15 protein-coding genes are annotated in these 13,382 nt (G+C 55.6%); 2 read left to right on the top strand and 13 right to left on the bottom strand.

The window, feature by feature from the left end; translation table 11 throughout:
* Positions 1–71 precede the first annotated feature (71 nt).
* Both ACOYW2_RS25455 and ACOYW2_RS25450 read left to right on the top strand, forming a co-directional pair.
* Complete coding sequence (locus ACOYW2_RS25455) at positions 72–680, top strand: HAD family hydrolase (RefSeq protein WP_482768383.1); 609 nt, start codon at positions 72–74, stop codon at positions 678–680.
* Positions 677–1,024: a TraR/DksA family transcriptional regulator gene (locus ACOYW2_RS25450; RefSeq protein WP_482420511.1), complete on the top strand. Its 348-nt coding sequence runs from the start codon at positions 677–679 to the stop codon at positions 1,022–1,024. The genes ACOYW2_RS25455 and ACOYW2_RS25450 overlap by 4 nt, the downstream gene beginning before the upstream one ends.
* A gap of 608 nt (positions 1,025–1,632) precedes the next feature.
* On the opposite strand, the gene ACOYW2_RS25445 is transcribed toward ACOYW2_RS25450, so the two are convergent.
* The 13 genes from ACOYW2_RS25445 to ACOYW2_RS25385 form a co-directional block, all read right to left on the bottom strand.
* The gene (locus ACOYW2_RS25445; RefSeq protein WP_482768382.1) at positions 1,633–2,430 is read right to left on the bottom strand and encodes a 50S ribosomal protein L11 methyltransferase; all 798 of its coding nucleotides are present in this window, start codon (positions 2,428–2,430) and stop codon (positions 1,633–1,635) included.
* Positions 2,431–2,766: 336 nt separating this feature from the next.
* Positions 2,767–3,147 carry a hypothetical protein gene (locus ACOYW2_RS25440; RefSeq protein ID WP_246317736.1) on the bottom strand — a complete coding sequence of 127 codons (381 nt, stop codon included), beginning with the start codon at positions 3,145–3,147 and terminating at the stop codon, positions 2,767–2,769.
* Positions 3,144–3,794, bottom strand: coding sequence for a YkgJ family cysteine cluster protein (locus ACOYW2_RS25435; protein ID WP_482768381.1), 651 nt, complete (start codon positions 3,792–3,794; stop codon positions 3,144–3,146). The genes ACOYW2_RS25440 and ACOYW2_RS25435 overlap by 4 nt, the downstream gene beginning before the upstream one ends.
* 136 nt (positions 3,795–3,930) lie before the next feature.
* The gene (gene mnmE / locus ACOYW2_RS25430) at positions 3,931–5,310 is read right to left on the bottom strand and encodes a tRNA uridine-5-carboxymethylaminomethyl(34) synthesis GTPase MnmE (RefSeq protein ID WP_482768380.1); all 1,380 of its coding nucleotides are present in this window, start codon (positions 5,308–5,310) and stop codon (positions 3,931–3,933) included.
* Positions 5,311–5,640: 330 nt separating this feature from the next.
* A complete protein-coding gene (gene jag, locus ACOYW2_RS25425) occupies positions 5,641–6,456 on the bottom strand; it encodes an RNA-binding cell elongation regulator Jag/EloR (RefSeq protein WP_482420508.1) in 816 nt (271 codons plus the stop codon).
* 15 nt (positions 6,457–6,471) lie between these two features.
* Positions 6,472–7,716 carry a membrane protein insertase YidC gene (yidC, locus tag ACOYW2_RS25420; RefSeq protein WP_482768379.1) on the bottom strand — a complete coding sequence of 415 codons (1,245 nt, stop codon included), beginning with the start codon at positions 7,714–7,716 and terminating at the stop codon, positions 6,472–6,474.
* Positions 7,688–8,080, bottom strand: a complete 393-nt coding sequence (gene yidC, locus ACOYW2_RS25415; RefSeq protein WP_482768378.1) for a membrane protein insertase YidC — start codon at positions 8,078–8,080, stop codon at positions 7,688–7,690. Before yidC (ACOYW2_RS25415) ends, yidC (ACOYW2_RS25420) begins: the two co-directional genes overlap by 29 nt.
* A 262-nt stretch (positions 8,081–8,342) precedes the next feature.
* Positions 8,343–8,591, bottom strand: coding sequence for a membrane protein insertion efficiency factor YidD (yidD, locus tag ACOYW2_RS25410; protein WP_425484394.1), 249 nt, complete (start codon positions 8,589–8,591; stop codon positions 8,343–8,345).
* A complete protein-coding gene (gene rnpA, locus ACOYW2_RS25405) occupies positions 8,548–8,904 on the bottom strand; it encodes a ribonuclease P protein component (protein ID WP_180138225.1) in 357 nt (118 codons plus the stop codon). The genes yidD and rnpA overlap by 44 nt, the downstream gene beginning before the upstream one ends.
* Positions 8,905–9,049: 145 nt before the next feature.
* Entirely contained in the window at positions 9,050–9,184 is a 135-nt protein-coding gene (gene rpmH, locus ACOYW2_RS25400; RefSeq protein WP_180138223.1) for a 50S ribosomal protein L34, read from the bottom strand.
* Positions 9,185–9,285: 101 nt separating this feature from the next.
* On the bottom strand, positions 9,286–9,600 hold the full coding sequence (locus tag ACOYW2_RS25395) for a hypothetical protein (RefSeq protein ID WP_482768377.1): 315 nt from the start codon (positions 9,598–9,600) through the stop codon (positions 9,286–9,288).
* Entirely contained in the window at positions 9,597–10,796 is a 1,200-nt protein-coding gene (locus ACOYW2_RS25390) for an Rne/Rng family ribonuclease (protein ID WP_482420504.1), read from the bottom strand. The genes ACOYW2_RS25395 and ACOYW2_RS25390 overlap by 4 nt, the downstream gene beginning before the upstream one ends.
* 28 nt (positions 10,797–10,824) lie before the next feature.
* Positions 10,825–13,353: a TIGR03960 family B12-binding radical SAM protein gene (locus tag ACOYW2_RS25385; protein WP_482768376.1), complete on the bottom strand. Its 2,529-nt coding sequence runs from the start codon at positions 13,351–13,353 to the stop codon at positions 10,825–10,827.
* Between the last annotated feature and the right edge of the window lie 29 nt (positions 13,354–13,382).

Below are 13,382 nucleotides of genomic sequence, written 5' to 3'. Positions count from 1 at the left end.
CTCCGGGTCATCGGTTTTCTTCACACAAGCCATCGCGTGGCAACGCGATCCAACTGGTTGAGGTGCTCCCAATGAACCAACCCGTCAAGCTGCTGCTCTTTGATATCGGCGGCGTCTTTATCCAGCTCACCGGTGTGGACCAGATGCTCTCATGGACAAAGGGCCTCCACACGGAAACAGAACTGTGGAGGCTCTGGATCAATTCCCGGGCCGTAAAAGAGTTTGAAACCGGTCGGATCACACCCGACACCTTTGCCGCTGAGTTGATCCGTGAATTCTCTCTTCCTGTGGATGTCCCCACCTTTCTGGAAGCCTTTGTATCCTGGACCACCCAGCCTTTTCCGGGGTTTAATGAGCTCATGGCCGAGCTCAACGGCGACTACCAGACCGCCTCCCTTTCCAACACCAACGAGCTTCACTGGAACAACCTCTGCGAGAGCCTGCACATCCACCGGTTCTTTGACCACAACTTCCCCTCCCATGAACTGGGATGCATGAAGCCTGACAAGGCCTCCTTTTGCCACGTCCTCGACACCCTCCAGGTGGCCCCGGAAGAGACCCTTTTTTTCGATGATACCCCTGTCAACATCGACGCAGCCCGCGCCCTTGGTATCAAGGCCCATCAGGTCTGCGGCGTGGACAACCTCTCTCAGACACTCAAGGAGCTCGACATCCTGTGACCCCACTTCAGCGCCAGGGACTCAAAGCCCATATGGAATCGGAACTCACGCAGCTCAAAGAGGAGCTCGCTGCCACCGAAGCACACACCAAGCCCGCTGTAACCCCGGACAGTGCCATCGGGCGTATCTCCCGGGTGGAGGCCATGCAGAGCCGCCACATCGGAGAAGCCTCAGCCCGGGCAAGGAAAGCGCGTATCGCTCGACTGGAGCACGCCCTGGCCCATGTGGATGACGAGGACTACGGCCTCTGTATTGCCTGCGAAGAGCCCATTCCCCTGGCCCGCCTGCGCCTCATACCCGAAGCCACCCACTGCGTGGCTTGCGCCGCTGACATGGAGAGCTAAAGACACCCTCCACGGGTGCCTTCCGGTCGGTCTGGTCGGCACCCCACACCTTTCTGTGGATGATGTTTCACGTGAAACACCATCCACAACACCACGCTCTGCCCCAACAAACCCTCTGTTAAATCGTCCTTCATAATTGCCTCCGGCGGGTCGCTTTTTGAAAAAAGCTCCGCAAAAACGTTCAGGTTGAATGGCCGTTATGGGTAGATCACTCGGCTCACCGAAAGTTCCCGGCAGACACAGGTCGCTGCCAAAATCTGTTTGTCACACGTTTTAAAATGAGGAACCCAGCAGGACAGCCGGGACAAAGATGAGCTGAATAGTTACGCGTCATAAAGATCAAGGCAACCGGTATCGCGCACCTGCTCACGGGTTGCTTCCAAAAAGCCCGGGTTGTGATCCGATAAAAAGATGTCAGGGGATGACAAAGGGTGGGGATGGGACAAACCTGCCCTCAATGTGCACAAAATGCGAGATTTCGGGCAAAATAACGCTATATAATCAGTGCATTATAAAGAAATTGGTCAAAATCACAAGATCTCGGCCTCTTTATGGGATAACCATCCATAATCAGAAAAAAGGGCAAAACGGGGAATTATGCGCAAATATCAAAGAGAGCTCTTTTTCATGTGCAATCCAACCCATCCCTGGCGGGTTTTTTCCGCTTTGAGATCAAAATGAGACGCGTAAGCCTCTATCACCCTGCCCTCTTCCCCTGACTTGATGCCCGACAGAACCAGATCCCCTCCCGGTGCAGTCCACCGGTGGATGGAGTCCTCCAGGGAGATCAAGGTGGGGTATCTCAGGTTGGCTGTGACCACATCATAATTGTAGTCAGACGAAAACCCATCGGCGTGATGGACGTGAAGGCAATGGGAGCACCCGTTGAGCACGGCGTTCTCCCGGGCATCGTGCATGGCAATGGGATCAATCTCCGTGGCGTCCACATGGGAGCACCCGAGCTTGATGGCCAGAAGGGAGAGCACCCCAGTGCCGGTTCCCAGGTCCAGAGCACGGTTCCAACGGGAACCGTTGTTGTGTGCAGTGGTCATAAACTCCGCACAGAGGCGGGTGGTGGGGTGGGTTCCGTTGCCGAAACTGATCCCCTCTTTCATGGTGATGCAACAGAAACCGTCGGTGGAGGAAGGAAGGTGGGGCGGGGCCAGAACAACCCCCGGGACCAGGGGATGGTACCGGTTGAGGGACGGAACCACCACGGTGCGTCCCAGCTGCTGGCGATAGGCGAGATGGTTGTTCTCCACGCAGCGGGTCAGACAGGCCCGGGCCGTACGTCGGTTCATGCCGTGATCGGCCATGAGGGTGGCCATGATCTCAGCGGGCGTCAGGGAACGGGTGGTCCCATTAACATGGGCAATCACAACATCATCAACACAGATCGTTTCCATACAGTTCCCTGCTTTGCCTCGGGCGACTCGCTTATTGAAAAAAGCTCCGCAAAACCGTTCCGGTTGAATGGCCGTTATGGTTAAAACAGTCGGTTCGCCGAAAGCTTGCGGACGGTCCACGTGGTTCGTAAGACCTGCTTGTCAAACCCAGTCCATAAAATTGGTGAAAGATTGGCCCCCGGCAGGAGCGCCGGAGGCTTTTTTGGGGGGCTGAATAGTTCCCTTGGGTCTAACAAACAGGTCATAAAAAACATGTTTATGACTGTCATTTAAACGCATCCGCATCCTGCTTTCAAGGTGGCACACCTTGTCGCCGGAGGCTTATTGCTCCCCTGATTAATCAAAGGTCAGGGTCTTCCCCTCTTTTTTCAAGAGCTCGTCGTACCAGTGAACAAATTCAAAGGCAGCGCGCACCTTGTCGGTGTTGTTCATCACCCCCATGGCCATCTCCATGACCGACTGGGAGTACTGATTGGACGGATTTTCGGGACCCACCTCGGCCAGGAACTCGCGGATGAGCTGGTCCACGGTGCGCTCGGAACCGTCCACCCGGATATCCAGGGGATCTTTGGGATCACCAAAGGGGTTCCAGTTCTCGTAGCCCTGCTTCATGATCATCTTCTGGCCACGTTTTCCCATGGAGTCGAAGATGGCCTTCTTCTTGGCCTCGACCTCCTCATCGGTAAACTCGTTGTGGGTCATGCCGACGGTGCTCATACCTTGACCTCCACCCCTAAGTACTCTTCGTTAAAATCGGTTAACAGGACCATGGACAGGGGCATGAGCACGCTTCCCATCTTGGTGAAACGGGAGTCGAGCTTTCTCACCAGTTCCGCTGAGACTTTGTAGAGACGGTTGTAAACCAGATCCATGTTGAGGGTGGGGTACGCCTTGCCCTGGTCAAACCCGGAGAGACCGCAGGTGTGTCCCTGGCCCCCTGCGGAGGTGGGGATCCCGTACACCCGGCAGGCGATGGGACGGTAGTCGTACATCAGGCAGGTCCCCTCTTCCCCGAGAAGGGGGCAGCGCATGCGCGCTTTGGAGACCTCTTCGATGATGGCCGCATCTGTCTCTCCGGCTTCATGGCGCTTGTACGCTTCTTTCTTGAGCTTGGCCAGAGCCCGGTCCACGGTGTTGGCACGTTCGGTGATCTCAAAGCGCGCCTTGCCCGTGAAGTGCTCATCAAACTTGCTTTTGATGTAGAGGGCCTCCACAAAGGTGAGGTCGAACAGGGCATGGCAGCAATCGTCGCAACCGGCCTTGCAGGTCACCTCGGTGGGAAACTCTGAGCTGACCTTGGTGAACACCTGGCCGACCTGATCCACCAGCGCTTCGTAACGGGTAAATGCCTCTGAAAAATCCATGACCATTCCATCCTATATCTTTGGCCCAGGATGCCGTCACCCCAAAAGGGTCGGCAGTCCCCATGACGGTCCTGCCCTTGTCCTGGGTAATCAATGTTTCACGTGAAACAACCGGCCACCTTCCGCAGGCGCCGGTCTATTTTCCAATGCAGAAATTACTGAAGATCTCATCCAGAATATCCACCTGAACCTCCTCGCCCAGGATCTCACCCATCAGGTCCATGGCCGAACGGATGTCGATGCTGATGGCATCAAAAGAGAGATGAGAATCTATACCCTCTACAGCATTTTCCACATTATTTAAAGCCTTTCTTACCAGGGCCACCTGCCGCCTGTTGGGAACCAGGGCGCTGCGGTCCTCGGGAAGCCGGGCCAGGATCCTGGCCACCACCGCCTCCTTGACAGCGGTAAGCCCCTCCCCGGTCTTCACAGAAACCACCAGGTGTTCAATGCCCTGGGCGTTGAGCCCGTCGGCCGCTCCCCCCGGAGTCAGATCGGCCTTGTTCACCAGCACAAGACACTGGCGGGTGGCCACATGCTCCCGGATCTGCTCAACGGACTCGCCGCCCAACCCTTCGGACCCGTCCACCAGATAGAGAACCAGGTCCGAGGCCTCGATGCTGGAGAGGGTCCGCTCGATGCCGATCTTCTCCACTGGATCATCGGTATGCCGGATCCCAGCGGTATCGGTGACCTGAAAGGCAATGCCGTCGATGTGAATAAACTCCTCAATCAGATCCCGGGTGGTGCCCGGCACATTGGTGACAATGGCCCGGTCCTGTCCGGAGAGGCGATTCAGCAGGCTCGATTTTCCGGAGTTGGGGGGGCCTGCAATGACCACGCGGATCCCATGACGGAAAATATCCGACTGATCGAAATTCTCGATGAGTGAGACCAGGGTGGGAACCACGGAGCCGGAAAGCTGGTCCCGAATGGCCTCGGCCTGGATCTCTTCGTCCACGTCATCGGGAAAATCAAGGATGGCCTCCAGGGTAACGGAGATCTGCTTAAGGGTCTCCCGAAGGCCTGCAACGGCCTCTCCGAGCTCTCCCTTCACCATGGAGATGGCCATCTCATGGGAGGTGGTGGTCCGGGCGTTGATCAGATCGATAACGGCCTCGGCCTGGGAGAGGTTGATGCGCCCGTTCAAGTAGGCTCGCTTGGTGAACTCCCCGGGCTCGGCAAGGCGTGCTCCGGCTTCGATGAGAAGGTCCAGGATCTGACGCATAACCACGGGGCTGGCGTGGGACTGGATCTCCACGCAATCTTCAGCCGTATAGGACTTGGGTCCTTTCATGTAAAAAAGGATCACCTCATCCAAGGCGACCCTTTTGCCGTCCTCAAAGGTGCCGTAATAGACCCGGTGACTCTTGGGGTTGGTGACGCCGGAGGCGGACCTGAAAAAGGTCATGGCAATGGAAACGGCCTTTTGGCCGGAGACCCTTATAATGCCGATGCCGCCACGCCCCACGGGCGTGGCAATGGCTGCAATGGTATCAAGATCCAAATAGCTCATAGCTCTTTTCTGCTGTTGTGTTGTTATACCTGCTGATCATAATGCCTCCGGCGGCCCTGCCGGGGGCCAAACTTTTAAAAAGTTTGACAAACAGGTCTTAAGTAAGCCTTTCCAGGCTCCGCCGAAATAATTTCCCCTTTTTTACATTAGAAAAGTTTTTTGCGGAGCTTTTTTTCAAAAAAGCGACCCGCCGGAGGCAAAGGGAGACCACGTCACTGAGGCAATTTATCACATTTAAACTACCACGTCGCCTGCGGGGCGACCATAAAAAAAGCCCGTTTGACCGGGGAACGGCCAAACGGGCTTCAATAGCGTCAAAACCCAGACTATCTATCTGTTTTTATTGCGCATTCCCTTATTTCTCTTGGGGAAAATCACAAGGCGCCGGTAGTATCCCTCGCCCATGGACTGGGTCCGCACTCCGCGATCATCCTTCAGGGTAAGATGGATGATGCGGCGGTCGTGGGAAGACATGTGCCCGATGGTGTGGGGCTTGCCTGTTTTCTTGACCTTTTCAGCCATGCGCTGGGCGTGCTGACGGAGTTTTTCCTTGCGCATCTCCAGATAGCCTTCGATGTCCACCTGGACCCGTACACGCTCCATGCTGTGCTTGTTGATGATCTTGTCCAACAGGTACTGGATCGCTTCGAGGGTCTGGCCTTTTTTACCGATCATCACGGCCGCGTTGCCGCCGGTGACGTTGTAGGTGAGGATGTCCCCTTCCACGCTGTAGGCGATCTCGGACTCCTCGGAAATAAAGGAGGCGATCTCTTTTAAAATCTCCACACCCGCCTCGGCAGGTGTGAGTCCTTTGAAAAATCCCTCTTCAAAGGTCCGCTCGGTGTACTCGTAGGTGCGGTCTTCCCCTTTGAAGCCATCGGGTTCCGCAGTGGTGCGTTCCTCGGACTTGGGAGTCCCGAAGGCCTCGTCTACGAGGGATTTGGCTGCCCGGCCCTGCTTGGCCCGGGTCTGTTTGAGGGTCACGGAGATCTTGGCTTTCTTGGCCCCGAAGAGGCCGAACAGACCGGCACTCCCCTTGGTCACCACGTTGTAGTCCAGCTCCTCTCTCGGGATATCGAGTTCCTGCAAGGCAGCATCAATGGCTTTTTCCACGGTTCTGCCCTCAAATTCCCTAAGCGAATTCATACACTCCTCCAGAGGTTACGAGAGTTTCTTGGTGATATAGTACTGCTGAGAAATCGAAAGGATGTTGTTTACAAGCCAGTAGAGTACGAGCCCGGATGAAAAGTTCACGAAGATAACCGTCATCACGAGGGGCATCATCATCATCATCTTGGCCTGGGTGGGATCCCCGGTGGAGGGGGACATCTTCTGCTGGAGAAACATGGTGGCACCCATCAGAAGCGTCAGGACCGGAATCCCGGAGGGCTCGGCCATCATGGGGATGTTGAACCCGAAATGGAAGAGACGGTCCGGAGCGGACAGGTCGGTGATCCATCCGAAAAACGGAGCGTGACGCAGCTCAACCGCGGAGTAGAGCATACGGTAGAGGGCAAAGAAGATGGGCATCTGTACCACCAGGGGCAAACAGCCGCTCATGGGGTTGACCTTGTAGGTCTTGTACAGGGCCATCACCTCCTGGTTCATGCGCTGCTTGTCGTCTTTGTACTTCTCCCGGAGTTTGGCCATGATGGGCTGGAGCTTTTTCATCTCGTGCATGGAGGTGTAGCTCTTGTTGCCCAGGGGCCAGAAGATCAGCTTGATGAGAATGGTCAAAAGGATAATGGCGATGCCGTAGTTGGCAATCACATGATCGTGGATCAGGTTCATCAGGCTGAGGCAGGGCTTGGCGATGATGTCAAACCAGCCGAAGTTCACCGCCTTGTGCACGGAAGAATCCAGCTTCTTGAGCATGCGGTAGCTCTTGGGGGCTGCCAGGATGTCCACGGTGAGGGTCTTCTCCCCGCCGGGCTGGATCATGCCCGTGGGCAGGTTCATGGCTGCGGTGATCACCCCGCTGTTGTCGGCCAGGGCCATGGAGGTACCGGCAATACCCTTGGGAATGACGGCGGTCATAAAGTAGCGGCTCTGCTGGGCCACCCACTCCACGTTCCCTTTAAAAAGGTTCTTGTCCTCGATCTTCTTGACCTTGACGTTTTCAAGGTGGCCGTCCACAAAACCGCTGGGACCTTCGAACCCGTAGGTCCTGCCGCCTTCCACCGTGGAGATCAGACCGAAGGCCAGGTTATCGTTGATGGCAAGGGAGCTTCCGTTGCGCAGGGTCACCGTGGAGCCGATGTCGTAGGAGTCCGGGCTGAAGTTGAAGCTGCGGACCACTTCCACGCCGGAGGCGCTGACCCAGCGGTAGGTAAGGCTGGCACCGTTCTCGCCGACCAGAACCTTTTCCTTGTCCACTTCAAACAGGGCGTCCACTGCGCCTTCCACACCGCTGCCCGTAACCATTGCCAGGTTGACGGTTAGTGGCTGCCTCGGGCACGAGGTTTTTAAAGGCGTCCCCTTTCAGGGTCTCTTTGTATTTCTTCAGTTCGAACCGTTTCACCGCGGCTCCGCGGTTGGTGAACTCGATGCGGTAAAGGGGAGACTCCACCACGGTGATGTTTTCCGCCACCACCGTCACAGGCTTGATATCCACGGCAGGTGCTGCCGGCTCCCCGGGTTGGGCCACGGGTTGTTCCACCTGTGTCTCCTGGGGAACGTCCACGGGCTTTTGGGGGGGAAAGAGAAAGTTCCACCCTACAAACACAATGATGGAAAGAATGATTGCTGCAAAGAGTCTGACTTGTTCCATTAGGTTCTCCGTTGTTCATCTTCTTTGTATAAGAAAGATGGTGCCTTGTTCATGTGCCAATGGCCCGTCCCTGCCCCGTGGGTTCACAAATGGTGCAACATCAAGGTGCCTGTTGCCGGGCGCTGGAATCTTCTGGACGGTTTCGTAATATTACGGATGATGCACGGCACAGCCATTCATGCGCAGAGGGGCTGGCGTGATCATCGGGTGTTTGCGGGTTCTTCTGGTCGGTGGGTGGGTGCTGAAGCTCTGATGAAGGATTTTATGGAAGCGGGTCGAACCCTCCGGGATGAAACGGGTGGCACTTGAGAATGCGTTTCACCGCCAAAAAGGACCCCTTAAGGATTCCATACCGTTCATAGGCCTCAATGGCGTATGCCGAACATGTGGGATAAAAACGGCATCTGGGACCAATCAAAGGGGAGATCAAATACTGATAGGCCTTTATCAATCCGACAAAGACCTGCTTAAGACTCAGTACTTGCTTTAATTTTTTGAAAAATATGCTCAAGGGATAAAAGGGTCTCTTTATTGCTGAGTTGAGCCGCTGTGCGCTTGGCAATAAGTTGGATATCCCGATTCTCAAAAAAGTGTCGACCGTTTTTCCGAAAATACTCGCGTACAATCCGTTTGATGCGGTTACGCGTGACAGCACCCCCAACCTTTTTTGATACAGTGATGCCTATGCGGGATGTCTGAAGGTTGTTTTCCAGGATATTGGCAACGAAGTGGCGGTTATGGACGGCTGCCCCTTTTCGGTAGAGTTCCTGGAACTGATGTCTCTTGAGAATCCTCAGCTCTTTTGTAAAGGCGTTCGCTCGCAAGTCTTATGTATCCCTGTATCATCGTACACTCCGTCGTGCCTCGTTCCGGCGGACCGTAAAGCAAGCCGTTACCGGCCTGCCGATCCCCCAAACGAGGCCCTCGGAGCTACCCTTTAACGAAGGCATCATAAAAATCAAGTGCGTATCAGGCGGACAGGCGCTTACGGCCTTTCGCACGACGACGCTTGATAATACGACGACCACCGGGAGTGGACATACGATTCATAAAACCGTGCTTTCTGGATCGCTTAAGGTTGCTTGGCTGAAATGTTCGTTTCATATGTGAATACCCCTATTTTACGTTTGATTTCACACTTTTGTGACGTTAAAATAAACCCGGTAACTTAATCATAAAATGCGACGGGTGTCAACAGCCATATTTTACTTGAATTTCTCGGTGAGTTCAAACTCTTCACGGTGAAAACGGCGGATGGGATAGATTTCGATTTTCTTTCCCAGCCGGTACTCTATGGCGCTGATGGTGCTGACCTCGTCTCGATGCAGGTAATCGGCCATCTCTTCGCTCACCTTGAGGGTAAAAATATCCCCCATCATGTCCCGGGCGTGACGATGGATCTCCCGATAGATCTTCTGGGAGATGGTGGTTTTTGAGATGGTGTATCCGTCCCCGTAACACAAAGGACACTCCTCGCAGAGCATCCGGGTCAACGATTTTCTTACCCGCTTTCGGGTCATCTCGTAGACCCGATCTCGCTCATGGGAAGGATGTTTGTCCGGCACTTGTCCTTTTTAAACGCCTCCTTCAAGGACTCAAAGACACGCTCCCGGTTCTCCAGATTCTCCATGTCGATAAAATCGAGGATGATGATTCCCCCGATGTTCCGGAGGCGCACCTGGGCAGAAATTTCCCGGATCGCCTCCAGGTTGGTCTTGAAGATGGTCTCTTCAAAGTTGTGCTTGCCCACGTAGCGACCGGTGTTGACGTCGATGGAGGTCAACGCCTCGGTCTGCTCGATGACAATGTACCCCCCGCACTTGAGCCACACCTTCTTTTTCAGGGCACGGGTGATGTCCCCTTCCAGGTTGAAGGCCTCAAAAATAGGCTCGGACCGATCGTAGTACTCCACCTTCACCTTGAGCTCGGGCATGATCTTTCGGATGAAGTTGTTCACCGAATCGAACCCGAACTTGTTGTCGATGGTGAGGCGGTCCGCCTCGTGGGTCAACAGGTCCCGAATGGCGCGAAAGGTCACGGTGAGGTCTCGGTGGAGACGGTAGGGGGCTGAAAAGCTCCGGTACCGTTTCTTGATGTTCTCCCATGAGTTGACCAGAAGGTCCATCTCCCGCTTGAGCTGCTCTTCGGCGATCCCCTCCCCTGCAGTACGGAAAATATACCCGTAAGGGACATCCCGCTTGTCGCTGATCAGATCCCGCAGGCGGGTGCGCTCCTCCTCGCTGGAAATGCGCTTGGAGATGCCGATGTGATCCACGTTGGGCATGAGCACCAGGTAACGGCCCGGCAGGGAGATGTAGGTGGTGATGCGGGCCCCCTTGGTGCCGATGGGGGACTTGACCACCTGGACCATGATCTCCTGGCCCTCACGGAGCAGCTCTTCAATGGGAATCTGCCGGCCGGTGTTGTCCGGGGCAAACTCCTTGTTGCCGTTTTCGCTGTACGGCGCCTCGTGTTCCCCGATGTTCTGCTTCTTCTGAACGTCGTCCACATAGATGAAGGCCGCCTGGTTGAGGCCGATATCCACAAAGGCGGCCTGCATGCCCGGCAGGACACGCTGCACACGGCCTTTATAGATATTGCCGTTGATGTTGGTATCATCGCCGCGCTCCACAAAAAGCTCAACGATATTACCATCTTCCAGGAGGGCCACACGGGTCTCCTGTTCCGTTACGTTAACAACCAGTTCCTTGTACATGTATAGGGACCACGATTCGGTTATCGGGTTAAGAGACTTCGTCAATCCGGCAGATTTTTACCAGACCCAGGTGAGCAGCGGCGTCATCGGCAAGGGAGAAAATATGCTTCACTGCGAGATCAGGACGGATGACCACACCATCAATCCCTTTGAGATCGATGGTCAACTGAGAGGGGGAATGGATCTCCACCCCTCTGACAAACAGCTTCAAATCAACCTCTTTTATATTTCCTTTTTTGCCCTTTTTTTCAATTATAAAATTATTTAATTCCATAAATTTACTTAAACAATGGGCATCAAAAAGATCAGATCGCGCGTGTACCTTGTATCTGAACGTATCGTCTTTCGGGCCTTTGGATTTAACAAAGGGCTTGATATCCCGAATTTCTATTCCTTCAACAAGATGTTGGTTCAATTTATTTTTTATCTCACATGAAGAGAGCTCAGAGGCCACGGAAACCACGAACGTCTCCTCCAGGCTTTCCATGCCCAGGGGCATGGGATCGGAAAAGGTAATCCGGGGCCGGGGGTTGTACCCGTGGGACTTTTCGATGGTAAGGCCGGCCCGACGAAAGGCCTTGGTGACGATGTTGACCAGCTCCAGGTGACCGAAAAAACGGGCATTGCCCACCTTGGTGTAGGCCATGCTGTACTTCACGAAGGAGCCCGGTTCAGAGGCCTGAACCGGGGCAGCCGGAGCCTCGTCTTCCAGGGGAGCGCAGATCACGGGCCGGATGGTCTTGAAATCGCAGATCCCGCAGCCGGAACAGTCTCCGTAGCGGCAGTCCGGGGTCAGGGAGGCACACAGGGCCCTTGCCCTCTCCTTCTTCAGGTACGCCTTGGTGACACCGGAGTCGATGTGATCCCAGGGCAACGGCTCGTCCAGGCTGCGATGGCGACGACATAAAAGATCCCAGTCCAGCCCTTCCTCTTCAACGGCCTCACGCCAGAGCCCAAGGTCCATGTACTCGCTCCAGCCGTCAAGGCGGCATCCCTTTTCCCAGGCCCGGATCAACAGGGAGGTCAGGCGACGGTCCCCGCGGGACCAGATCCCCTCCAGCCAGCTGATGTCCGTGCTTCCCCACTTCAGGGTCACACCGCGCATGCGCAGGCTCTCTTTGAGCCAGCAGATCTTCTCCCACGCCTCGTCCCGGGTAATCTGCCCCTCCCACTGAAACACCGAGTGGGGCTTGGGAATAAAGGTGGAGACACTCACGTTGATGGCCGCCCGCTTGTTCCGGGTAAGACCGCGCAAGGTCTTCACCAGATCCACAATGCCCTGGAGGTCTTCATCGGTTTCCGTGGGAAGCCCGATCATGAAGTAGAGCTTGATGGTGGTCCAGCCCAGTTCAAAAGCGCTCTTCACCGTGCCGATGATGTCCTCTTCGGAGATCCCCTTGTTGATCACGTCCCGAAGGCGCTGGGTCCCCGCTTCCGGGGCGATGGTGAACCCGGTCTTGCGAACGTTCTTGATGATCTCCATGAGTTCACCGGTCAGACGGCCCGCCCGGATGGAAGGAAGGGAAACAGCAACCTTCTCCCCATCGGCACAGCACCCCGAGGTGATCCCCCGCATGAGCTGGGCCAGTTGCTCGTAGTCCCCGGTGCTCAACGAGAGAAGGGAGATGTCGTTGTACCCCGTGGTCTCAAGGGATTCGCCGCTTAAGCTCAAGAGATCGTCCACGCTGCGCTCCCTCACCGGCCGGTAAATCATGCTGGCCTGGCAGAAACGACAGCCGCGGGTGCATCCCCGGGAAATCTCAAGGCGAAGCCGGTCATGCACAGGCTTGCCAAAGGGAATCACCGGCTTTTCAGGAAAGGAGTCCTTGGAAAGCTCAGGGACAATGGCCCGTTTTACCCTGGGAACCGACGGGTTCCTGGGCTTGACCACGGCCACCGTGGCGCCTTCGTCGCCCATGGCCTCGTAACTCACATCAAATCGCGAAGGCACGTAAACCCCGGCAATCTGCTCCACCTGGCTGAGCAGGGCCTCTTTGTCCGCACCGCTCTTGCGCCAGACGGCAATGGCCTCGGCCACCTCCACCAACGCCTCTTCCCCGTCCCCGATAATCAGAAAGTCGAAAATCTCGGCCACGGGCTCGGGGTTGAAGGTGCAGGGGCCCCCTGCGATCACCAGGGGATGGGATGCATCCCGGTCCTTGGCAAGGAAGGGAATCCCGGACAGGTCCAGCATGGTCAGGACGCTGGTGTAGTTCAGCTCGTAGAGGAGGCTGAACCCCACCACATCAAAGTCACCCAGGGGCGTCCGTGTCTCCAGGGAGAAGAGAGGCTCTCCCTTCTCTTTGAGCAGGGCCTCCATGTCCGGTGCCGGGGCAAACACGCGCTCGGCATAAATGTTCTCCCGCTTGTTGAGCAGGGCGTAGAGAATCTGGATCCCGAAATGGGAGGTGCCGATATCGTAAAGGTCCGGAAACGCCAGCACCATGTGCAGGTCCACGGCTTCCGGGTTTTTCACCACACGGTTCACCTCGGTCCCCAGATAACGGCTCGGCTGGGCCACCTCGGTGAGGATATCTTGAATCGTTGTATCGTCCATGTTACGTTATTTTATAACCTTCTGAAATC

The organism is Desulfoluna sp. CLI2B, from assembly GCF_056847375.1.
This window is presented reverse-complemented; position numbering and strand designations above follow the sequence as displayed.